We start from the raw sequence: 22,854 nt of genomic DNA on the forward strand, positions 1-22,854 counted from the left end.
ATTTACAATGATCTACTGGTACTTATAGGTTTTTTATTAAAGTAGATTTAAACTGGTGAAAAACAGAATGTTTATATCATATTATTTCTGCTTTTTACAAAGTAGACGTGGATTTCTCACTCCACTGCTCCAGATCCCTGCTGAAAAAAGTGATATTTAATGGTGTAGCGACTTGATGTATCGCTTTTTGAAAAAAGAAGGGGACTTATGTCCCACATTCCCAGCCGCTCATGTAGGCTGATTGTTCCTCTGATAGCTTATCAATACTGATGCCCATTGACATGAGTTTCATCTCTGCAACACCGATGTCAAGCTCGCTTGGTACTGTGTGTACTCCATCAGGCAGCTTGTTCTCTGCTATGTATTTGACACAGAGTGCCTGATTCGCAAAGCTCATGTCCATGACCTCTGCAGGATGTCCGTCACCTGCTGCAAGGTTCACAAGTCTTCCGTCTGCAAGTACATAGACACGCTTGTCTGTGAGCTTGTATTCCTTGATATTGTTCCTGACAGTCTTTATGGAGCTTGCCATTGCAGTAAGGTCCTCGAGGTTGATCTCAACATTGAAGTGACCTGCATTTGCCAGTATGGCACCATCCTTGATGACCTCGAAGTCCTCTCTCTTAAGGATATCTCTGTTACCGGTTGTTGTAAGGAATATGTCACCTATCTTTGCAGCCTCTTTCATAGGCATGACACTGTTACCGTCCATACGTGCTTCCAGTGCTCTTATGGGGTCGATCTCGGTGACAATGACGTTTGCTCCAAGTCCGCTTGCACGCATTGCAGCTCCTTTACCACACCATCCGTATCCACCGATAACAACGTTCTTACCTGCCACAAGGAGATTGGTAGTTCTCATGATTCCGTCCCATGCTGACTGGCCTGTTCCGTACCTGTTATCGAAAAGGAATTTTGTCATTGCATCATTCACTGCAATGACCGGCATCTTGAGCGCACCGTCACGTTCCATTGCCTTAAGTCTGTGAATTCCGGTTGTGGTCTCCTCACAGCCACCGAGTATTGATGGCAGAAGGTCTGTGCGTTCGGTGTGAAGCTTGAATATAAGGTCAGCACCATCATCTATTGTGATATCAGGTTCGAAGTCAAGGACCTTGTCAATAGCCTCATAGTACTCCTCTGTGCAGCAGTCATACTTTGCAAAGCACTGGATGTTGTCCTTCTGGTGAAGTGCAAGGGAAACATCATCCTGTGTACTTAACGGATTACAGCCTGCAATAGCTACTTCCGCTCCGCCGATAGCAAGTGTCTCGACCAATGCTGCGGTCTTTGCCTCTACGTGTAATGCCATACCTACTCTGTGACCTGCAAGTGGTTTTTCTTTTTCGAACTGTTCTCTGATAATATTGAGAACTGGCATATGGTTAAGGACCCAGTCTATCTTCATGTTGCCGGATCCTATCATCTCAGTATCGCTCATTTAATCTCTCCAGTTGTGTTAAAGTTGAATTTAATAATAATTAGTGTCTCAATTGTTGATCTTCGATATAAGGTCTTTTGAGCTTTTGACAGCTATATCAATTACTTCCTGCTCATCCATTGAGAGTACCTTTCCATCTTCCATCAGTACCTTTCCGTTCACAATGGTGGCGCTCACATCCTTACCACTTGCAGCATATACAAGATGGGATGCCACGTCATAGACAGGTGTCAGATGTGCCCTGTTCATGTCCACTATGATCATATCGGCATTGTATCCTTCCTTGAGCATTCCGCTGTTGATACCAAGCGCTTTTGCACCGTTGATGGTTGCCATCTCAAGGACCTTGCGTGCAGGAAGTACTGTGGGGTCCATTGTACTGACCTTCTGCAGAAGTGCTGCTGTCCTCATTTCCTCGAACATGTCAAGGTTATTATTGGATGCACAGCCATCTGTCCCAAGGCACACATTCGCTCCTGCGTCAATGAGTTTGGATACCGGGCATATGCCTGATGCCAGTTTCATATTGCTTATAGGATTGTGGGAAATATTGACGCCGTATTCGGCCAGTATCTTTATGTCTCCGTCAGACAGCCAGACACAGTGTGCTGCAAGTACGTCGGTGCCCCAGAAGTCGATCCCTTTGAGGAAATGTATGGAACACATGCCGAAGTTCTCTTTCATATAGTTTAGCTCAGCTTCGGTCTCAAGCACGTGGATATGCAGTTTTACGTTGTCCTTTACAGCCTGTTCCTTTACCCTGATCAGGAAATCTCTGGAACATGTGTTAGGTGCATGTGGACCGTACATGGTCGTTATCCTGCCATCTCCCTTCCCGTTGAACTCTTTGACAAAGGCGGTGCCTACTTCAAGCTCCTTGTCTGCCTTTTCCTTATCTCCGAAGTCTATCATCCCGTAGGAAAGTGCAGCACGTATGCCTGCCTCGTCAACGGCCTGGGCCACTCTGTTCTCGTGGATGTACATGTCTGCAAAGGCGATAGTGCCGGAGCGGATCATCTCAAGGCAAGCAAGCCTTGTACCTGCGTAGATGTCCTCATCCGTGAGCTTTGCCTCGGCAGGCCAGATATGGTTCTCAAGCCAGTCCTGTAATTGCATATCATCCGCATAGCCACGGAATATTGTCATTCCTGCATGGCAGTGTGTATTTACCAGTCCTGGCATAAGGACAGAACCCTTTGCGTCGATGATCTTATCAGCACTACATTCAGTTGAAGTACCTATCTCCTTTATCGTGCTGTTCTCTATCACAACGACCCCGTTCTCGATGTCACCTGCATCCGGGTCCATAGTGAGTATATATGCATTCTTTATTATGATATCAGCCATTATCTCTCTCCAATTCTCTAGTATGGTAATGTTCAATTAATGTTATCAGACCGTTTCCTGTTTTAGTTCTTCCAGGTACATACGCATGATCTCAAGTCTCTGCTCTGCGATCACCCTGGCAGTTTCAGTGTTCAGCTTTTCTGGTATTTTGAATGGTTTTCTTTCCATATAATCATAGAATCCATCAAAAGGGTCCTCTGTGTAAGCGTTCATAGATGTCTCTTTTACAGTGCCTATGGTCTGCTTCAGGGCTCTTAATGCTCCCATTGAGACAAGGGAGCGAAAGATCCCCACGGCTCCGAGTGCGTCAATTCTGTCAGCATCCTGAAGTATCTGAGCTTCGATGGTCTCTGCTTTCATGCCACGACTGAAGCGGTGTGTGAGGATGCATGATGTAACATGGTCTATGAGCTTTGTATCTGCACCGTTCTTGTTCAAAAAATCGCGTGCGATCTCTGCACTGTATTCTGCATGATTGCCACCTTCTTCATGCTCCCTGACAATACCAACATCATGTAACAGGGCTGCAAGACGAAGGACTTTAAGGTCACCACCTTCAGTTTCCTGTATCTTCATACAGTTATTCTCCACGCGGTTGATATGTGACATATCATGGGTGCTGGGTTCACCTTCAAGGATCTCTGCAACGAACTCTCTTGTTATATCTATCAGATCCATTTGATACCTCTCTCTTCCGCCTTGTTCTTCAGGTTCTCCTGCATGGAGTAGAGTGTATCGGATATGACCTTATCATTGTCGTATGCATCGATAACATCAAGGAGCGAGTCATTACTTTTATTTTTCATGTCCTTTGTGAACTGCACCATATTGCTCAGTGCCCGGGTCACGTTATCTATTATGGATACTGTGGCAGTGAGTGTCGTTCTGGAAAGTGGGTTGAGATCTATCGATATAACGGTCTTTCTCATTTCCACAAGCTTCTGGCAGCGATCTCCATCCTCAAGAGGTACCAGCACTACATCGGCACTGAATATCCCGTCCTCATCGACGATGGCCCTGTCGTGGGAAAGGTCAAGTCTCTTATCTCCCTTTCCTCCGAGGACGACATCAGCACCCTGTGAGCGGAGATGCTCTGTTATCTTGTGAACCCTTGCATCGCTCCTGTGGAACAGATTCACTTCCAGCCTTGCACCTGTGACATCAGCAAGAGCTACCATCAGGTCAGGTACAAGTGCAGCCGTGTTCCCATTCACTGATATTATAGGGTTCCTTGCAAGAAGTATGTGGGCAACAGCTGCCCTTTCGGCAATGGCTGCAGATTCAATTGTCTTTTCCCCAATAAGATAATCAAAGGCCTCACCACGTCCCTGGGCTACAAGCCCCTGCTTGCTGGTGATCCCAATATTCACTCCGTTGACTATCTTTTCCCTTGTAATGAGGGATTCATACCTTGGATGGTCTTTAGGGATGTCTGTCATTCAGTTGTTTTCTCCTTATTGTTTACTTTTAACTGTTGCTGGCATCAAGTATTATTCCCTGGTCGGTAGGCACCAGCATTGTCTGGATGTCCTGTCCCTGCAACATCTGTATGTATTTGTAATTTATAAGATCAGGGTTCTTTGCCAGTTGTTCATTTATTATTCTAAGAGCTTCAGCTTCACCGTGTGCTTCTGCGATAGTAGCATTTGCAACACCGTTGGCCTCGATTATCTTTCTCTCTGCCTCAAGCTGTTCTTTTTCCTTAACGAATATCATTCTCTGAGCTTCCTGGTCTGCCTGTAGCTTTGCTTCGATAGCCTCAGCAACTCTTGTTGGTAATACAACGTTCCTTACCAGGACCTCTTCTACAATGATCCCATCGCTTCCCAGTGCCTGATCAATGTTCGTGAGCATTTCTCCTGCAACCAGTTGCCTTTCTTCACCATAGACCTGTAATGCGGTCTTAGTGGATACGACCTCGCGTATCGATGATCTTATCGTAGGACGTATTATCTTCTCTGCGTAGTTGGTTCCCAGGTTCTGATGTACGGTACTGACCTCATCGGACATTAGTCTGTACCTTACTGTGATGTCAAGTCCCAGAGTAAGTCCTTCTACTGTAAGGGCTTTGATCTGGTCGTCTCCTGTGACCTGACCCTCGCCTTCAATTCCGCTCATGGTGTACGTTTCACTTCTGACAGAGTATTTTGTTACACTGACCCATGGTGGAACGATGTGTAGTCCTTCTCCAAGTTCATCCTCTTCAACACCGCCGAACTGGTTGAATTTCACACCAACCTCTCCTGCTCCTACCGACACGAAGATCGAGCCGAACATTATTGAGAACAATATTAGAATTACAAAAATGATAGGTATTATACGAGCTAGTTTACTAAATATAGGTGGTATCGCACCCAGTGGAATATCAGGAACCCGTTTCTGGGGTTCTGGTTCCCATTCACCTTCAACAACCATATTTTCATATCTCCCAGGTCGATAATGACCTTCCATTCATCTATAAATGGAACTGTTAAATATGTTTTCACTCAGTTGATGCGGATAGTTCCTGTCCTTACTTTGAACCTGAGCACCGTTCCGAATTCGGAGAATATGTTCTCAAGTTCATTACTATCTTTCTGGGAAGGCATAGAGAACACCGCATTACCAAGCATTGCCTGTGATGCCGTAACTCCAATAGTATCAGCAGCTTCAATGGCATCCATGACCTTTTCACTGGCCAGCATACTCTGTATTGTGAAATCTCTGGAACAATGCATGAAGTTCTCTACCGAAGGCTTTTGCATTAGCTTCTTCATAGCTTCTTTTCCGGCATTATTGATGTCATTTACCATTTCTTGATCGCTTAATACTGAACTTGTGGACAGCTCACCCAGGACCACGCAGTAGACATCATTTTCCTTCGATGGGATCTGATCCACAGAAGCTACGGATGGTGCGCCCGGTGTTTTTCTGATGAGAATGCCTCCGTGAGCCTGTCCTGTAACATCACCAAGTCCGCTTCCATTGCTGACCTCTGCCACATGTGCAATATCATTTAGCTGGCTTGCAGTATGTCCAAGTGAAAGTGCATGGTCAAGTGCGTATGCAGTCCCGAGTGCTCCTGCTCCTGAAGCTCCAAATCCGCATCCGATCGGTATCTCTGATGTGCTCTCTACCGTGACCGGAATCTCTGTCATGGAACTTACAACTGCCCTGCTGGTATCTCCGGCAACCTTCTCTCCGTTGAGATATATGTCGGTGCTCTCGATATCATCGCCTATTGTCACGGTGGTATGAACTCCTCTGTCAAGTACTACTCCACATCCGGTAGAACCTTTTTTCATTGGCTCCTTATGGTCATGTATCTGAAAAAAACCTGTAATATGAGCAGGTGCAAAAGCCCTGGCTGTAAATTTATCTTTGCACGATCCGCATTGCATCTATTCTTCGTCCTGTGCTTCAAGCAGTAATGTTATTTCATCCATTAGGACATTTGCAATAAGACTTTTGGGACCTTCAATGTTCAGATCCTCTTTTTCATCGGAGTATAATATAGTAACATTGTTGTTGTCAGTTCCAATGCCACCCTTGCTGACCTCGTTGGCAACTATCATATCAAGCCGGGAATCTTTCAGGGTATGCCTGGCTCTTTTTAGCAGTTCACCACTGTCAACTCCGGCCTCCGCCTTGAAGCCGACTATCTTTGTTTGTGGATATGCTTCTTTTGCTTCTTTTATAAGCTTGCGTGTGGTCCTGAAAGAGAGTTCAAGACCCTTGCCGGAACTTATCTTCTGCTCACTGGCATCCAGTGTATAATCAGCAATAGCAGCAGCACTTATCAGCATGTCGTATCCTTTTGCCAGTTCACCAAGAACTGCATCTGTCATCTGTGCTGCTGTTTCGGCATGTATCTCGTTAATGCCTGTAACTCCTAATTTGTTCCTATGGACAATGGTCACATCAGCACCCCTGCGATATGCTTCAAGGGCCAGTTCATTTCCGGTCTTTCCGGATGCCCTGTTTGTAAGGATACGTATTGGGTCGATGGGTTCTGCAGTGGAACCGCTTGTAATGAGTATCTTCTTACCTCTGAGGCTATCCTGACCAACTGTCCGCTCAACCTCAAGCACGATCTCATCATTACCGGCTATCTTGGCTATTCCTTCCTCGACCTTGGGCCCGACAAAGTTAATTCCCCAACTCTTCATCTTCTCTATATTCTCTCCGACAGCCGGATGATCATACATGTCCTCATGCATCGCAGGTACTATCATTACAGGTTTGCCTGCACCGATGGCCGTTGTCGCAAAGGTTGTCACAGGTGTGTCGTCTATGCCTGCTGCGATCTTCCCGAGTGTATTGGCGGTTGCAGGTGCTATAAGTAAAAGGTCAGCCCTGCCAAGATTGCCAAAGAACTCCACATGCTCTACTTTCCCTGTAATTGCAGTGATAACCTCATTTCCTGTTGCATATTGCAGGGCCATCGGGGTGATTATCCATCCGGCAGCCTCGCTCATCACTGCATGTACGTCAGCTCCTCTGCGGATAAATTCACGGGCAAGTTCCACTGTCCTTACAGCAGCGATGCTGCCTGTGACCGCAAGCACGATGGTCTTTCCTTTCAATGAATCTGATCTTGTGGATCTGATCCAGAGTGTCGGGTGTTCATTTGGGATTTGAGGCATATTCTGTCCTTATTTGATGAATAAGTGGATTAGTGGATCTTTGGTATTTATATGCGGAGGTGGGATCTATTACTCTGAGAGGATTACGTTTACTACTCTATTCAATTCAGGAATATCTTTCTTGGCAGTGTTCCAGACTTCTTCAAGATCAACACCAAAATAGACATGTATCAGTTTATCTCTCATTCCTGCTATCTCTTTCCAGGGGATCAGGGGATATTTATCTGTCGTATTGGATGATAGATTCTTTGTGGCTTCACCAATTATTTCCAGTTGCCTGATAACAGCATCCTGTACAAGTCTTTTTTCAATAAAATCCTCAAAGCTCATTTCAGAAGTATATTCTTCTATTTGCTCAGTTGCATCCAGGATGTGATTAAGAAAAACAGAATCATCCTTCACAATAGATGCTCCTCAGTTCATTTTTTACCATGGGCGAAATGTGTGGGCTCAATGCTTTTTCAGTTACCATGTCTATTTTTGTTCCCAGCAGTTCTTCAAACTCGTTCTCGATCTTAATGTGATCGATAAGACTCTTGCCTTTAGAGAATGTTACCAGAAGATCAATGTCACTGTTCCCGGTTTGTTCTCCTCTTGAAAAAGAACCAAAAAGCCCAAGGGAAACTATGTCATTCTTCCTGCAAAGTTCCATTACATCTTCCCCTACGCTCCTGTCAAGGCCAAGGGATTTTACAAGATCGAATATGTCGTTGATTTCCATGTGTTCTTCTCTTTTAGGTGGAGTATTATCTTTTTTATCTTCATTTCCTGCTTAAGAACTGTGGTTACATCTTATTTCGCATTATTATTAGCTATCATTCTTATTAAATTTCTTGCAGGATACTTCATTCAATTTTCAGCAAATTCAGGCAGGATGATCCCTTCACCTAAACCAACTTTGCTCTTGCAGATTCCAGAGCAGCTTTTCCAACAGTCTTTTCTGCAAACCTGTCTGCAAGTATCTCCAGTTCATCCTGGGAATGGTTCCCTGTAAAGCTCATGAGGGCCAGTTGTCTTAGTATCGGGGTTTTGTTATTGTGGCGAAGATGCCATACCTCATGTGCAAGGATAGCTTTTAGTTCCGGTGTATCTGTAAGTTCCAGCATTCCGATGGACAGGAAAATAGCTTTTCCCGAAGCAAAAGCTCCGGGTACTGCAGAATCATAGTAATACACTGTTGCCTTTATGTCAAGCTCATCAACAAATTCCTGTGGCCAGTCCATTATCTCTGTTATTGGTCTGGCTTTGTATCTTTTGATAAGTACCTTATAATAGACTCTCGGGAGGAGAAGGATAATTGAGGTCGATAGTATCACATAGGCCATATATATCTCAAGGCTTAGCATCTGACTGCAATTCATGGCATGGATGATCAGTGCTATGGCAGCGAGAATGGACAGTTGTCCCAGAACAAGTGAGATAAGTCTGTTTTTGGTATCTGTGCTTTTCAGGTACAGGCCAAACATCAGTGTGGCTGCCAGAAGCACAACTCCTATCAATGGCAGAAGGCCTGAATCGCTGATGCATGTAACATAACATTGCAACTCGTCCCTGATGTTGAACATGTTATACCCGCCGGAAAAGTTCACTTCTTTTTATTGTATGTGTGAAAATTCTCGATCGCCACTTTACCAAAGGTGTCCACAAGACTGTCCAGCACCTTTTGCGTGATATGGTTTGCCGTGTTATCCATAGAATCAGATGCAGAATAGATATATCTGACCTTGTTTCCGCTCTTGTCAAGTTCCCGGTTCGCATAACCTGCTTTTACAAGTCTGTCAAGGGTACCGGCAACGCTGGATAATGGGATGTCCGTCTTTTCTGTGATCATGGAAGTTGTCAGCTCTTCGTTCTCCCATAGGACCTGCATTATCTGTGATTCAATGGGACTGAAGAACTTTGTCAATCCTTCATTTGAGAGGTTTATTCTGTCCAGTTTCACCATGACTTTACAACTGTTGTAAAACCATATATATCTTGTCGGTTTTTCTGGGATCTTTGTTCTTCGTATACTTTACATCAGCCGTAAAGTTAATCTGCTTTTACACTTGTTGTAAAGTAGTCACTTTACACTTACTGTATAGTGGTATGATAAGTTATTAGAAGAAGAAACAGAGGACAAGGACAGGGGAAAAAGGATGCATTTACACTCTTTTGTATTGAAGGACCTTTTCAGAAGAAAAACAAAACTGATGGTGGCGGTGTTGGGTGTTGTAGTTGCTGCGGCTGCAATTGTCGCTGTCATTACCACATTCTCAGTGGCAGAGGAAAGTTTCCACGAGGCAACCAACAAGTTTGGTGCCAATGTAGTGGTCAGACCTGCCATCGAGTCAATTCCACTCGTTGATGGATATTCAACCATGGGCTCACTCTATGCCGGGAACAATTACATAGATGAATCCGATATTCAGAAGATCTACACGATCAGGGACAATGCCAGTCTTTCAGTTGTAGCACCACGGCTGTACGGCATTGCAGAACTCGAAGGTTCTTCTGTTGTTGTTATGGGTATTGATCCGGAGCAGGAAAGAAACCTCAAACCATGGTGGATGGTCAGGGGACACTGGCTCACAGACGAGGATACTGAAGTACCAGAGGCATTGCTGGGTTCGGATATTGCTGTACCTCTGGGTCTGACGGAAGGTTCAATGATCTCACTTTCCAGGGAAAATATCTCGATCGATGTTCGGGTTGCAGGTGTGATAGAAAGCACAGGTGATAACGAGGACGGATACGTGATACTTCCGCTTGCCACCTCCCAGTACCTGCTCTCACAGGAAGGAAAGGTCAGCAGTCTGGAAGTGAGGGCATTATGTAACGCCTGTCCTGTGGAAGAGATGAGCCAGCAGATAGAAGGCGTTCTTCCGGGTATAGAGGCAAGGGCCATGAGCCAGATAGTCCAGAACGAGATGGCGATAGTAGATCACACAAGATCCTCAGCCATGGCAGTTTCTATTATCACCCTGCTTGTAAGCACCCTGACAGTCGCTTCCACAATGCTTGCTTCCATCAATGAGAAAATGAAAGAGATAGGTATCATGCGTGCCATCGGCGCCAGTGATATTCAGATAGTTTCCATGCTCTTCTTTGAAGGTGCACTTATCGGAGCTGTTGGAGGTTTCATTGGTTTCTTTGTCGGTACACTGGCATCGTTCATTGCAGCCCCTATGCTGGTCTCGGAAACTCCTGATCCAATGTGGAATATACTGCTACCTGTTGTAGGTGTCTGTATATTCACAGGAATGCTTGCCTCCCTTGTTCCCGCAAAAAGGGCTCTGGGTATCGATCCAGCAGAGGTGTTGAGAAGTGTCTGATGAGAATAATGTTATTGGTCAGGTTCATGAGCAGGATATGATCCGGGTCACGGATGTGACAAAGAACTATAGTCTCGGCTCCGGTGAAGTAGAGGTCTTGCACGGTATCAACATGTCCGTCAAAAAAGGCGAGTTCGTTTCCATTATGGGTCAATCCGGTTCAGGGAAGACCACTTTGATGAATCTTATCGGAATGCTGGACAGTCCTACAGACGGAAGTATCAGTATAAATGGCACTGAGATCACAGGTCGTTCTCAGAAAGAGCTTGTTCAGATGAGGCGAAAGACTGCAGGCTTTATTTTCCAGCAGTTCCACCTCATCCCTTCACTGACCGCTTACGAGAACGTTGCTCTGCCACTGGTATTTGCCGGTGAGAAAGATGAAGGTGCTGTGGCAAAGGCAATGGAGAAAGTAGGTCTTCATCACAGGATGCATCACAGACCATCAGAAATGAGTGGAGGAGAACAGCAGCGTGTGGCTATTGCAAGAGCTGTTGTCATGCAGCCACAGATACTGCTTGCTGATGAACCTACAGGTGCTCTGGATGCGGTTACTGGTGCTAAGATCATGTCCCTGCTCAAGTCGCTGGCCGGTGAGATGACGGTGATCATGGTGACGCATAACAGGGAACTTGCAGATCATTCTGATAGAATTATTGAATTACAGGACGGCTACGTAAAGATATCAATTTAAAAAAGAATATAGGGAGCAATAATATGAATCGAAAAATGGTATTTGTGTCTTTGTTGGCAATTCTAGTTTCCCTTTCAGCTCTGGGATGTATAGGTTCCAACGATCCTGCATCCGCAGGTTCGTCTGAACCAGTGAAAGGAACATGGATCGAATCTAAGGTGAGCGGGGATACGGTGTCCATACCGGTCAGCTCGGTGGAGCTATACACTAATGTCCATTCAAAAGTGAACACGGAAATTGGTGAGGTTGCTATTATGGCCTACATGCTGGATGATGAGGTGGTCGTCAGGTCCAATGTATGTCCTCCATGTGGTTCTATAGGATTCACACTTAAGGATGAGGTTTTGATATGTGATGCATGTGCCACGGTATTTGATGCAGCTACAGGCGACGGGATAATGGGAGGCTGTGTGGCCTATCCAAAGGAGAATATCCCATACACGATATCGGACGGAAATATCGTCATGAAGCTGGATGATGTTGTGACAGCTCACAGGGATACAGTAAAAGTGAACTGAACATCTCTTTGATCTTACTTTCGAAGGAATAAGGCTTCGTTGCCTTATTCTCTATTTTTTACGGACACTTTTCTGAATACCACTCTGAAGAGTTGTCACTTACCTGAATATCGACCTCAGGATGGGAAGCATGAACAGTCCATAGGCTACATACTGGATAAACAATGCTGCAAAGGCAAGTGAGTATCGTCTAATTATGCTCGTGCTCACACCTGAGAATCTCTTCTCATTGAGCATATGTGCCAGCATGGGGAAGATGCCATAAACGAACATGACAATGATCGCATACAGTAATCCAAACACGGTCTCAGTGAATATCCTCAGGAATACCTGCCCAGTTTCTTCTGCGAATATGCCGTAAATTCCTGTTATCAGAAAAACATCCCTGCCTGTGTATTTAAATCTCCTCAGGACCAGGTACCATGCAGAGATCACAAAAAGATAGTACGCAAAACCAAATATAATATCATTTACTGGATCCGGGCTTAGAAGGATCCTCTGCTCAGCAGGTTTTGGAAGGTTATCTATAATTGCAAATACTTCGGTCAAAAGCCCAAACAGCACTCCCGCTCCAATAAAGGATGTCCTCAATGGATATTTTTCGAGAAGAGCACTTAGTCTCTCTTTGAACAGATATGTGAATATCCACATTGGAAATATCAGGTTCATTGGTTCATTTAGTCCGTGTATTGTCAGAATGATGCCAAGGAATATCAGTAGTGCCCTTTTCCAATCCATCTGGATTAGTATGAGGACTTTCATTATATTTTAGTTTTTGACTCTGTAGAAATCCTGTTTGAATGGCTCATACGATCCAGAATTATCTGTCATGGTTACAGACTATCAATTTCATGGGAACATAGACTTTTTAAATGTCGTATGAAGCAAAAGAGTTGTGGAATATATATTATTCGGCTTTTAGGATTGTGCCGGCTTCGCCGGACCCTTCGGGATGACCTAAGTTATTCATAACTTCCAGTTAGTCAAACTTATTGTCCATCACAACCTTGCGTTTCTGATAGTTCTGCAAAAATTATTGACAAACAAAGAACGCACGACCATCCGCCGCAGGCGGCACGTTCCTTCATTACTCTTCTAATGGCTACTGGATATTTGTATCAAAAATCCAAAAATATTTATTCTATTCTTTTCAGTAGTATCCTTAATAATTTAAAAAACTGAGTGCCATGGCAAAAGAGTTTGATTATTACAGGATTCGATCAATAGATTATACTTCTGATTTTGCATCCGGTGCAACGATAGTACCTTTGGTATCCTGTGCTTTCTTTTATTTTATTGGTTTTGAAACACAGTTTCTATCTTGGATTAAAATAGCAGTTTTTTCAAGTTTGGCAGGAATACTTTTTCTGGCTTGGAGGAGACATTTCTTCCATGAATTGTACGTGAAGGGTGTTGATGTTACAGGCCGTATTGATTCTGCTCAGGCATTCAAAAGAGGTGGATCAAGGGTGGAATACAAATATGAATATCAAGGTGAAAAGTACTGGAGAGGGAATACATTAACAGCCTCTTCCTTTCGTAAATATGGCTTTAGTGAAGGAGATGAAGTTGTGCTTCGGATTGATCCGAAAAATCCTAGAAGGGCTGTTATAAGGGATATATATTTTCTGCTCGACGTGAGAATAAATCAGTAGGATTTTTTGTAGGTATCGTACTCTGTGATACAAAAGAAGATTTATCACATTCCATATATAACTGGCAACTATGACCTCTCGTTTCCTGCTCTGCACACTCCTCATAACACTCCTCCTGACATCCGGCTGTCTGGAAAACGAAGCAGATACTCCTTATAATATTGAAAACGATAATGTTTCCAAAATCACTGATTCCGATGTCCCTGATAATAATGATAAATCTGTTTCAGAAACAGACTACCGCCAGCAAATGCGTGATTTTGTCATTGACATCAGCACCTACTCAAAACAAAAAGACCCTGACTTCATAATCATCCCTCAGAACGGTCAGGAACTATTGACATCCGGTGGAGAGCCGGATGACCTGATAGCACAGGATTACATTGAAGCCATAGACGGGGTCGGCAGGGAAGACCTGTTCTTTGGTTATGATGATGACAATGTGGCTACAGATGAAGAAGATACAGAATATATGACCTCATTGCTGGATATAGCAAAGGACAACGGTGTAGTAGTGATGGTAACTGATTACTGCTGGACCCGATCTTACGTAGATGCTTCCTATCAAAAGAATACAGACCGAGGTTACATTTCCTTTGCTGCTGACAGCAGGGACCTTGACACTATTCCTGACTATCCGGCAGAGCCATTCAATGTCAACGATGATGACATCTATGCTCTCGATGATGCGAGTAATTTCCTGTATATCATCAACCCTGAGGTATTTGACAGTAAGGCAGAGTTTCTGGAAAGCCTTCAGGAAACTGATTACGATGTGATCCTTGTCGATCTCTTCTATTATGATCTTCCTCTTACTTCTGATGATATTTCCTCTTTGAAAGTCAGATCCAATGGTGGTTCACGGTTGGTGATCGCTTACATGAGCATCGGTGAAAGTGAAAGCTATCGCTACTACTGGGATGATTCATGGCGTATAGGGTCACCTGAGTGGCTTGATGCTGAGAATCCTGACTGGGAAGGGAACTACAAGGTACGCTATTGGGATGAGGAGTGGCAGTCTCTCATCTATGGAAATGAGGATGCATACCTGGATATGATAATGGATGCAGGATTTGATGGTGTGTATCTTGATATTATAGATGCTTTCGAGTATTTTGAAGATGATCAGTGATCTGTCAGGATGGTCATTGCTTCAAGGTTATGCTGTCATGTGCATATGGTCACAAATAGATACCTATTAATATCATAATACCCGAGGAATCTCACAGAGAGGACTTTTTATGCGGATCGGTATAAAAAAAGCAGTAGTAATTCTGGCAGTGCTCTTGCTCGCTATATCAGTGACAGGATGTACCTCAGAAGATGGTGGTAATGATAATGAAGGCAGCAGTTCTGCCGTAAGTGGTGGTGACCTTGGGGATGAGTATACCAACTCAATAGGTATTGAGTTCCAGCGTATCGAAGCTGGCAGTTTCGACATGGGTACATCAAAGTATGCTTACTCCCAGCCTGTACATGAGGTAAGGATCTCTGATGCATTCTACATCGGTACATATGAGGTAACACAGGCACAGTGGGAAGAGGTAATGGGCAGTGATCCATCTGAGTTCCAGGGCGATGATTATCCTGTGGAAAGTGTCTCATGGGATGATATTCAGGAATTCATAGACAAGCTCAATGAGATTGAAGAAACTACAAAATACAGACTTCCAACCGAGGCTGAGTGGGAATATGCTGCAGCAGCCGGAACAAACACACTCTACTCATTTGGCGAAATAGATGAGGATGAAGGCCCGTTCCTTAAGGACTATGCATGGTATCAGGAGAACTCATATGAGAGAACCCACAGTGTAGGCGAGAAACTTCCAAACCAGTGGGGACTCTATGATGTGCACGGTAATGTGGCAGAACTTGTACAGGACAGCTGGGTAGATAACTACGGCAGTGCAAGTGAGGATGGCAGTGCAATGGACAAAGGAGAAGGTTCCCTGAGAGTTGCCAGAGGTGGCAGTTACTCAAGTAAAGAAAATGCACTCTACACTGCATACAGAAGAAAGCAGGACCCACGCGATGGTGACTCTGCGATCGGCTTCCGTCTTGTGATGGATGCCTGATATTCTTTTTTTCTTTTCTTTTTTCATAAAGTCCCACTTTATGTGGAAATGAATAGACAGGTTATATATTCAGTAAGTTTCTATTTCTGTTATAAAATGATAGAGAAGGAAAAGATCGTTGATAATATAAGTTCCATTTTCAACAGGTACTCAGGTAAAGAGGAGATGGAACACGAGATCAATAAGTTACGTTCACATATAGTTGAGCTTGAGCTTGATGTTCGGACTGCCAATATAAGGTATGAGAAGAGCACAGAGTCTGAAAAGAAGGCAGTTGCAGCCAAACAGGAAGCAGAAGAGTCTCTGAAGGCTGCAGAGGTCAGGCTCCTGACCCTTGAGCATGAACTTGAGAAGCAAAGGGAGGATGCTCCGGGAGAACTGTCATTCAACCGCGTTGATCATTTCAGCAGGCAAAGGACAATAGAGTTCCTGCATGCTCTGTCATCTTTCAAACAGTCGTCCGGTCCATTGATAACAGTCCATGTTGCTGCGGGTGAATCACTTGACGGTATAAAGGACAGCGAGTCTCTTAAAGAGCAGATAGATGTGGGGACAATTGCACTCATCGATAAAGTTGTCTCAGCAACAGGCTACGTATTGTTCTACTCTCCAGATCATATTGTGAATGAGATGATAGTTCCTCCTTTGCCGGTGACGATATCCGGCTGGAGTACAGGTGAAACATTTGATACCGTCCCTCTTATTTCCCTGCTGGAAAAAGAACTTGGTCTATGTGTACTTGTGGCACATGCCGGTGAATCCTTTGTAGGATATTCCCTTGGTCCGGAAGAATTCGATTCATTCCAGGTGATAAGAAGTAGTGTAAAGGCCAAGCATGCAAAGGGTGGTTTCAGCCAGAGAAGGTTCGAACGCCTGAGAGATGAGGATATCGCTCATCATATAGACAAGGTAAAATTAGCTCTTAAGGACATGCTGCAGGAGTTCGCAGGTAGCATCGATCATCTTATCATAGCAGGCGATCCGCAGCTGGCAAGAGAGATCACAACTGATGTTCCTCTGGACATCGATCAGATATTCTCATCAACCGATGTTCGTATAGAGAAACATAATATCTCTGATATTCTCAAACAGTTATTGGCATGTCGCAGGTACAGGTTGTAAAAAGGTGGTTGTATGGTGAGCAAAGAAGAGATATGCGGTGTCATCGATGCCATTGGTGCTCTGACACAGGACGAGATAAGTTCGGTCATCAAAGAGCTGTCCTTGCTGAGGGGTGATACTCCTTTGAGCATTCCTGAGGTAAAAAGTATCTGTGAAGAGGCTGAGAAAGAGCACCTTATAGTTTCTGTTTCCTGGGAAGAGGTGGAAGGGGTGAAGGAAACCGAGGACCTCTACTACATATCCGGTCCTAATGCATTTCCTGAAGTGCCTTTTGAACTGAGCGAGGTCATTGACATTCTGGTACTCTCAAAGAGGGGGGTCGATCTCAGTAAAGTGGCATTACGTCTTAACAGGAATCTCCACAAAAGGATAAACAACCTTGAGAACAAGATCGACTCAGTCTGCAAAGGTAAGGTCCATCCTCACGACCTGGAGAATCTTGAGCATAGGTATAGTGATATCTTAAATCAGTATTATGATTATAACTTCTGGCTTTCTGAAGATATGTCGGAGCTTGAGGGTGAAATTGGTGAGCTCAGCAACCGGATCGAGGCTCTCAGGTCGGCACAAGGTATTTGACCTTTAGGTAGTATCAGGAATCAATATGGCAAGAGATAGACGAGACAAGTATTACTGGAAAGCCAAGGACGAAGGTTATCGTTCACGTGCATCATACAAGCTTTTCCAGATCAATAGTAAGCACCATATTATCAATGAAGGTGACACTGTGGTGGACCTTGGTGCTGCTCCCGGTGGCTGGCTGGAGGTTGCAAAGGAGATATCCGGCGGGCGTGTTGTAGGTGTTGACCTGAGAAAGATATCTCCAATAGAAGGCGTCGAGACGATCGTTGGTGACATAACTTCCGACAGGACCATCAAGAAGATATTCGAACTTGTGGGTGCAGGTGGGGCAGATGTTGTAATATGTGATGCTGCACCAAACCTTAGTGGTAATTGGAGTTACGATCATGCAAGGTCGATCGATCTTACACGTTCAGCTCTGAGCTGTGCAAAGAAGATCCTGAAACCAAGTGGTCATTTTGTTGTCAAGGTATTCCAGGGTGATATGTTCAATTCTTTCCTCGATGAGGTAAGGGATAATTTCACATTCGTACGTTCCTATTCCCCAAAAGCATCAAGGTCCCAGAGTGCTGAGATCTATGTTGTTGGTAAGAAGTTCCTGACAGCACCTCTCAGGCGTAATGATGAGTTCGATGTTACAATAGAGAAACTTGGTTCAAGTGGTGACGGTGCTGTGCTTATAGATGATTTCGTGGTCTTTGTAAAAGGAGTTGAACTTGGGGACCATGTAAGGATAAAGATACAGGATGTTAAACCCAATTTTGCTTTTGCGGAAGTCATAAGTGAGCTAAAATGATCATTTGATCTGGGTCTATGATCTGCCAGGATTACTACTAATATATACTTATATATTTAAGTAATATATTTTTTATATATGATCTGCAGTTGTACCTTTGGTACTTTCTGAATAAGATATTCGTTCTTTTTGTAACGTGTATGTAACGATCCAGGAATATGCTCCTATGAATGATGAAGTCCCTGCTCCAGATAAAAACTCCCGGCAAATGCGTTTGATCATTGCCGTAATAGTGGTTCTTGTAGGGGTCTATGGGCTTCTTGGTGGTTATATAGAAGAGCAGCGGACATTATATGAGGTCAATTCCATATGGGATGATGCATCAGACCTTCGGGAAGCTGGCAGCTATGAGGAGGCATTACAGTTATACAATTCTGTCTTTGGTCTTATCTCTTCCAATGAGTATCCTCTTGAATATGGCATGAATCATTACTACAGAGGGAGGGCATATGAGGAGATCTCTTCAGTGGACACTACGAATGGTTCCAGCTATCTGCAGAGCAGCATATACGCTTATGATTCTTCTCTGAAGTTCATTACCGAAGATGAGTACCCTGCAGAATATGCCAGGGTACAGTATAGTATGGGTGACTCATACCTGAAATTATATGCTTTCAATGGTGATGAAGGGACACTAAGTGCCTCGATCGAATATTATAATATTGCACTTGACCATTATTCCATAGCTGTTGATCCTGTATATTTTGCTTCTATCCATAACAAGCTGGGAAACGCCTGGCGTAAGAAAGGCAATTTTGAAGGGGATGCAAGTGCCCTTGGAAATTCACTTGATGAATACACAGAGGCTTTGAGGGTATTCAGGGCAGATATATATCCTCTTGAGTATGCAGGTGTCCAGAACAACCTTGGTAACCTGTATATCGAGCTGTCTGCATACAGTGATCAAAAGAACAATATCAACAATGCTATAGTTTCTTTTAATAATGCACTGGAGGTGTATACTCTCGAGACCCGTCCGGTGGAGTATGCAACTGTCCAGAACAATCTTGGAAATGCCTATTTCGCACTTTCAGAGATCGAGAACAAGGAAAGCAATGTGGAACTGGCTGTGAACGCATACAATGAGGCATTGAAAGTCTTCACCATCAGTCTGTTCCCTGATGCACATGATGGTGTCATCTATAATATTGCAAAGGCTTACAGAAGTCTGTGATCAAAAGGTTATGTAAATTAAAAAAGAAGTATTTGATAAGGATGATCGGACCTTATCTTTCCTGGAGTGTCTGGACCTCTTCAACCAGACGTTTTCCGGCTGCGATCTCATCTATGCTGTGCACTACAGCTCCAAGATTCTCAATGGCCAGTTTTATCTCTTCGTAATCCAGTTCCTCGCCTTCAACAGTTATCTTCACCGTTTCTGTCTGCTGATCGACCTCATAGAGACTGAGATTAACTCCGTGTACTCCTGGGAGTATACTAAGGGTCTTAGACAATTCAACAATTGATGGATGATGGGGTTTAAGCACATCCAGAACCAATCTTCTAATTCCTGTCAATTTTTCATCCTTCCTTATTAGAAAGCCGTATTCTATTATAAGTACATGAACATTGCATATAGAACATTATATTATTTTTGTTTTCCTATGGAATGGTTTTATCTAATTTCAGAACATAAAAGGAGTCATTCTCAATATCCATGAGGTATTCTTATGATCGATATGCATACTCATACTATTTTCAGTGATGGTGAACTTATCCCCAGTGAGCTGGTCAGAAGGGCAGTTGTCCACGGATACAGGGCAATAGGTATCACCGACCATGCTGATTTCTCAAACGTGGAACATATTCTTAAAAACGTAAGCAAGGCAAAGTACCTTGAGGATGAGCTCGATATCCAGGTAAAGGTAGGTGTGGAGATCACCCATGTTCCGCCACGAAAGATCGCTCCCCTTGCAAAGATGGCAAAGGACCTGGGTGCAGAGATCGTTGTGGTCCATGGTGAGACCATAAATGAGCCTGTCATGCCAGGTACTAACGCTGCATCAGTTGAACTTGCAGATGTTGATATTCTTGCACATCCTGGTTTTATCACCCTCGAGGAAGCCGAGATCGCAAAGGAGAATGATGTTTGCCTTGAGATCACTGCAAGGAATGGGCACAACAGGACCAATGGACATGTTGCAAAGATAGGTATGGAAGCCGGTGCAACACTAGTTGTTGATACTGATACTCACAGTCCGGGCAACCTTATCACACGGGACTTTGCACTAAAAGTGGCTATGGGTGCGGGTCTTACAGAAAAGCAGGCAGAAGCTGTCCTGAACAATTCACTCAAATTCATTGAGTGAATCATTTTTGTTTTGAAATGAAAGGGAAGATAATAGACATCACCACTGGGATCTCTGTTGATACGCCAGTCTATGATGGTGATCCGGTCCCTGTGGTCGAGAAGGTGTCCTCAATTGAGGAAGATGGTTTTGCGGTATCACTGATCAGTATTGGTACTCATACAGGGACACATGTGGATGCTCCTTCTCATATTCTAAAGGATGGTCCCTCTGTCGATAAGATCGAACCCAGTTCGCTTATGGGTGAAGCTATCATGCTTGACCTGTCTTCAGGTGAAGGTCCCATAACATCAGAAGAACTTGAAACTAATTACCTGTCCTTTGCATGCGGAGATGATATTCCTGTCCTTTTGATACGTACCAAACGAGTTTCATCTTCACATATTATGACGGACCAGGAAAGATTTCTTACGTCAAGCGCAGGTAAATGGATAATGGATCATGGATTTTCGGTAGTAGGAGTTGATACTCTTAGCGTTGATTCTGAACCTTCTCTGCCCAATCATTCACTTTTTTTAAAGAATGAGATTCATATTGTTGAGTATTTGCACTTGTCCGAAGTAATTGAAGGGTTGTACTATTTCATATGCCTTCCGCTAAAGGTTATCGGGTGTGATGGTGCTCCTGCTCGTGTAATTTTGATCAAATAGCCTGATTTTGGCTAGTTATCGGCATGTTCAGCTATGCTGTTGCATAGGTTAATTTAAATACCAAGTATGTTATATTCCGATGTATAATTCGTTATAGATATTATAATGGTAATACTAACGATTCAAAAATATTAAATAACAGGATTAATATAGTATAACCAGCAATATAATACTGTTACACGATTGCTAAAACGTTTCATGAGGGATCGCACGAAAGCAAATCAGAAGCACTCAATGCACAGGGATGACCGTGCACAGGTAGGTATAGGTACCCTTATCATATTCATATCCATGGTACTTGTGGCAGCAGTAGCCTCAGCTCTTTTGATCAAGACATCAGGTGTGCTACAGCAAAAAGCGTCACAGACAGGCCAGGAAACGACACGTGAAGTAGCTTCCAATATGCGTATCGATCGTGTAGAAGGTGCCCGTGCTACGTATACTACGGTAACGGTAACGGATGGTACTCCTTCTGCAACTAATCTAACTTCTTCGAAAGGTGGAATGATAGAATGGATCTCTGATTCAGGAGCCTTCAATATATCCGTAGATGGAGAAGATGAGGTTGAAGTAGATGAGTATTCTTATTATGAACATCGTTTTTCAACAGCTGGTTCTCATAACTTTACTGTGACAGGTACTGCAGGTAGTACTACTGGTTCTATCACTACAAGCAATGCAGTTGACTATGGTGAGATCACAAAATTACATATCTCCGTATCACTTGGTCCTGGTAGTGAGGATGTTGATCTTTCACAGCTTATCATCTATCTTTCAGATGGTTCACACGTTGCTAATGTGAGATATGATACTGGAGATACAGATGATGAGATCCATTTGCCTACTGATGAATATTTCTCTGTAAGCCCTATAAGGACCCGTGACCAGACCGTCTTCAAAGCCACACAACCTGTGCTTCGAACAGGTGATATCATGGAAGTGGTGGTGGATATAAGACGCGTATTCCAGGCAGACGATGAGGAATACGAAGGCCTTTCACCAAGAACTGAAGTTTCCTTCCAGGTAAGGCCGGAAGCCGGTGCTCTTGTCGTGTTCGACTTTACAACTCCTGGTGCTTATTTCGATGAGAAGTACATCCTGCTCAGGTATTGAACGATACTAAAAGTGGGATAAAGTATATTTTTTATCATCCAGAACAAGTTCCAGATCGAAGTTACCTTCTATTGGTCCTTCAAGAACTATTCCTGAACTTCTATTCTGGTCCGGATCATTGTTGAGCACCCACTTACCAGTGGTGTTGTCAAATGTTCCTTTTCTGAATAGGATCGTGTTATCATTCTCAATAAGGTATCTGTCCCTGGCACCATTCTCATATTGACAGATGATCGTATTATTTTCCAGGGCCCAGTATGTATCACTGAGATTCCCATTCATATCAGTATCAGGGTCCACACCGAATGCAATATAGCTTACATGCGGCAGCGAGAGTTCTATAGTACATGTCGATCCGTCAGGGCCATTCTGGTCTGAAAGGTCCCTCGCATATCCGTTCTGTATCGCCATCAATTCGACACGGGCACTATCTATCTGCTTACTGTCCTGTGTGCCTGAATATATCGGGGAAAGACTGTTCCACGAAAAGGCCATTAGGAAGATGACAGCTCCGGTGATCACAAGATAGAATACCATTTTCAAGGGTATTGTATCAGCACCACGTGTATCCTCCATAAAAGAAGTTCCTTTAACCCCCACCACGTTACTACCC

Annotated in this window: 27 protein-coding genes; 13 read left to right on the forward strand and 14 right to left on the reverse strand. The window is 43.8% G+C overall.

What is annotated here, in order from left to right:
* Window positions 1–205: 205 nt before the first annotated feature.
* The 11 genes from BM008_RS14090 to BM008_RS14140 all read right to left on the reverse strand — a co-directional run bounded on the left by BM008_RS14090 (window position 206) and on the right by BM008_RS14140 (window position 9,358).
* Window positions 206–1,441 carry an adenosylhomocysteinase gene (locus BM008_RS14090; RefSeq protein WP_091938143.1) on the reverse strand — a complete coding sequence of 412 codons (1,236 nt, stop codon included), beginning with the start codon at window positions 1,439–1,441 and terminating at the stop codon, window positions 206–208.
* Window positions 1,442–1,489: 48 nt separating this feature from the next.
* The gene (locus tag BM008_RS14095) at window positions 1,490–2,788 is read right to left on the reverse strand and encodes an amidohydrolase family protein (RefSeq protein WP_091938145.1); all 1,299 of its coding nucleotides are present in this window, start codon (window positions 2,786–2,788) and stop codon (window positions 1,490–1,492) included.
* Window positions 2,789–2,833: 45 nt separating this feature from the next.
* A complete protein-coding gene (locus tag BM008_RS14100) occupies window positions 2,834–3,466 on the reverse strand; it encodes an HD domain-containing protein (protein WP_091938147.1) in 633 nt (210 codons plus the stop codon).
* Window positions 3,457–4,227, reverse strand: a complete 771-nt coding sequence (locus BM008_RS14105) for a 4-phosphopantoate--beta-alanine ligase (RefSeq protein ID WP_091938149.1) — start codon at window positions 4,225–4,227, stop codon at window positions 3,457–3,459. The genes BM008_RS14100 and BM008_RS14105 overlap by 10 nt, the downstream gene beginning before the upstream one ends.
* A gap of 28 nt (window positions 4,228–4,255) precedes the next feature.
* Window positions 4,256–5,203 carry a prohibitin family protein gene (locus tag BM008_RS14110; protein WP_177188099.1) on the reverse strand — a complete coding sequence of 316 codons (948 nt, stop codon included), beginning with the start codon at window positions 5,201–5,203 and terminating at the stop codon, window positions 4,256–4,258.
* A 71-nt stretch (window positions 5,204–5,274) separates the two neighbouring features.
* Window positions 5,275–6,168 (reverse strand): pantoate kinase, encoded by an 894-nt coding sequence (locus BM008_RS14115; protein WP_091938153.1) that lies wholly within the window; start codon window positions 6,166–6,168, stop codon window positions 5,275–5,277.
* Window positions 6,169–7,413, reverse strand: coding sequence for a bifunctional phosphopantothenoylcysteine decarboxylase/phosphopantothenate--cysteine ligase CoaBC (gene coaBC / locus BM008_RS14120; RefSeq protein WP_091938155.1), 1,245 nt, complete (start codon window positions 7,411–7,413; stop codon window positions 6,169–6,171). It abuts the gene before it with no gap.
* A gap of 69 nt (window positions 7,414–7,482) precedes the next feature.
* Window positions 7,483–7,815: a HepT-like ribonuclease domain-containing protein gene (locus tag BM008_RS14125; RefSeq protein ID WP_245748064.1), complete on the reverse strand. Its 333-nt coding sequence runs from the start codon at window positions 7,813–7,815 to the stop codon at window positions 7,483–7,485.
* Window positions 7,805–8,134: a nucleotidyltransferase family protein gene (locus tag BM008_RS14130; protein WP_091938160.1), complete on the reverse strand. Its 330-nt coding sequence runs from the start codon at window positions 8,132–8,134 to the stop codon at window positions 7,805–7,807. Before BM008_RS14130 ends, BM008_RS14125 begins: the two co-directional genes overlap by 11 nt.
* Before the next feature lie 166 nt (window positions 8,135–8,300).
* Complete coding sequence (locus tag BM008_RS14135) at window positions 8,301–8,978, reverse strand: M48 family metalloprotease (protein WP_091938162.1); 678 nt, start codon at window positions 8,976–8,978, stop codon at window positions 8,301–8,303.
* 20 nt (window positions 8,979–8,998) lie between these two features.
* Entirely contained in the window at window positions 8,999–9,358 is a 360-nt protein-coding gene (locus tag BM008_RS14140; protein WP_091938163.1) for a BlaI/MecI/CopY family transcriptional regulator, read from the reverse strand.
* A 193-nt stretch (window positions 9,359–9,551) separates the two neighbouring features.
* On the opposite strand from BM008_RS14140, the gene BM008_RS14145 reads away from it, so the two are divergent.
* The 3 genes from BM008_RS14145 to BM008_RS14155 are packed head-to-tail and all read left to right on the forward strand — an operon-like array spanning window position 9,552 to window position 11,939.
* The gene (locus BM008_RS14145; RefSeq protein ID WP_091938165.1) at window positions 9,552–10,727 is read left to right on the forward strand and encodes an ABC transporter permease; all 1,176 of its coding nucleotides are present in this window, start codon (window positions 9,552–9,554) and stop codon (window positions 10,725–10,727) included.
* Window positions 10,720–11,421, forward strand: coding sequence for an ABC transporter ATP-binding protein (locus tag BM008_RS14150; protein WP_245748065.1), 702 nt, complete (start codon window positions 10,720–10,722; stop codon window positions 11,419–11,421). Before BM008_RS14145 ends, BM008_RS14150 begins: the two co-directional genes overlap by 8 nt.
* Window positions 11,422–11,456: 35 nt before the next feature.
* Complete coding sequence (locus BM008_RS14155; RefSeq protein ID WP_218146713.1) at window positions 11,457–11,939, forward strand: Fe-S-containing protein; 483 nt, start codon at window positions 11,457–11,459, stop codon at window positions 11,937–11,939.
* Window positions 11,940–12,038: 99 nt separating this feature from the next.
* Here BM008_RS14155 and BM008_RS14160 read toward each other — a convergent pair whose 3' ends face one another.
* A complete protein-coding gene (locus BM008_RS14160) occupies window positions 12,039–12,677 on the reverse strand; it encodes a hypothetical protein (RefSeq protein ID WP_143072368.1) in 639 nt (212 codons plus the stop codon).
* A 449-nt stretch (window positions 12,678–13,126) separates the two neighbouring features.
* On the opposite strand from BM008_RS14160, the gene BM008_RS14165 reads away from it, so the two are divergent.
* The 7 genes from BM008_RS14165 (at window position 13,127) to BM008_RS14195 (ending at window position 19,343) form a co-directional block, all read left to right on the forward strand.
* Window positions 13,127–13,594, forward strand: a complete 468-nt coding sequence (locus BM008_RS14165; RefSeq protein ID WP_091938171.1) for a DUF3592 domain-containing protein — start codon at window positions 13,127–13,129, stop codon at window positions 13,592–13,594.
* Window positions 13,595–13,664: 70 nt separating this feature from the next.
* Window positions 13,665–14,726 (forward strand): endo alpha-1,4 polygalactosaminidase, encoded by a 1,062-nt coding sequence (locus BM008_RS14170; protein WP_177188101.1) that lies wholly within the window; start codon window positions 13,665–13,667, stop codon window positions 14,724–14,726.
* A gap of 109 nt (window positions 14,727–14,835) precedes the next feature.
* Complete coding sequence (locus BM008_RS14175; protein ID WP_091938173.1) at window positions 14,836–15,669, forward strand: formylglycine-generating enzyme family protein; 834 nt, start codon at window positions 14,836–14,838, stop codon at window positions 15,667–15,669.
* 96 nt (window positions 15,670–15,765) lie between these two features.
* Window positions 15,766–16,791 carry a Vms1/Ankzf1 family peptidyl-tRNA hydrolase gene (locus BM008_RS14180; RefSeq protein WP_091938175.1) on the forward strand — a complete coding sequence of 342 codons (1,026 nt, stop codon included), beginning with the start codon at window positions 15,766–15,768 and terminating at the stop codon, window positions 16,789–16,791.
* Between the two features lie 12 nt (window positions 16,792–16,803).
* Entirely contained in the window at window positions 16,804–17,370 is a 567-nt protein-coding gene (locus BM008_RS14185; RefSeq protein WP_091938177.1) for a DUF7109 family protein, read from the forward strand.
* A 25-nt stretch (window positions 17,371–17,395) separates the two neighbouring features.
* Complete coding sequence (locus BM008_RS14190) at window positions 17,396–18,169, forward strand: 23S rRNA (uridine(2552)-2'-O)-methyltransferase (protein WP_091938179.1); 774 nt, start codon at window positions 17,396–17,398, stop codon at window positions 18,167–18,169.
* A 166-nt stretch (window positions 18,170–18,335) separates the two neighbouring features.
* Entirely contained in the window at window positions 18,336–19,343 is a 1,008-nt protein-coding gene (locus BM008_RS14195) for a tetratricopeptide repeat protein (protein WP_091938181.1), read from the forward strand.
* 52 nt (window positions 19,344–19,395) lie between these two features.
* On the opposite strand, the gene BM008_RS14200 is transcribed toward BM008_RS14195, so the two are convergent.
* The gene (locus tag BM008_RS14200; RefSeq protein WP_091938183.1) at window positions 19,396–19,686 is read right to left on the reverse strand and encodes a DUF211 domain-containing protein; all 291 of its coding nucleotides are present in this window, start codon (window positions 19,684–19,686) and stop codon (window positions 19,396–19,398) included.
* 153 nt (window positions 19,687–19,839) lie between these two features.
* Here BM008_RS14200 and BM008_RS14205 point away from each other — a divergent pair, with 153 nt between their 5' ends.
* The 3 genes from BM008_RS14205 (at window position 19,840) to BM008_RS14215 (ending at window position 22,241) form a co-directional block, all read left to right on the forward strand.
* Window positions 19,840–20,478 (forward strand): histidinol phosphate phosphatase domain-containing protein, encoded by a 639-nt coding sequence (locus BM008_RS14205; protein ID WP_091938185.1) that lies wholly within the window; start codon window positions 19,840–19,842, stop codon window positions 20,476–20,478.
* Window positions 20,479–20,495: 17 nt separating this feature from the next.
* Entirely contained in the window at window positions 20,496–21,128 is a 633-nt protein-coding gene (locus BM008_RS14210; protein WP_091938187.1) for a cyclase family protein, read from the forward strand.
* A gap of 198 nt (window positions 21,129–21,326) precedes the next feature.
* A complete protein-coding gene (locus tag BM008_RS14215; protein ID WP_245748066.1) occupies window positions 21,327–22,241 on the forward strand; it encodes an archaellin/type IV pilin N-terminal domain-containing protein in 915 nt (304 codons plus the stop codon).
* 6 nt (window positions 22,242–22,247) lie between these two features.
* Here the strand turns inward: BM008_RS14215 and BM008_RS14220 are convergent, their stop codons facing one another.
* On the reverse strand, window positions 22,248–22,841 hold the full coding sequence (locus BM008_RS14220) for a hypothetical protein (protein ID WP_245748067.1): 594 nt from the start codon (window positions 22,839–22,841) through the stop codon (window positions 22,248–22,250).
* Window positions 22,842–22,854: the final 13 nt, after the last annotated feature.

The sequence above is a fragment of the Methanolobus profundi genome (genome assembly GCF_900114835.1).
Taxonomy (GTDB): Archaea; Halobacteriota; Methanosarcinia; order Methanosarcinales; family Methanosarcinaceae; genus Methanolobus; species Methanolobus profundi.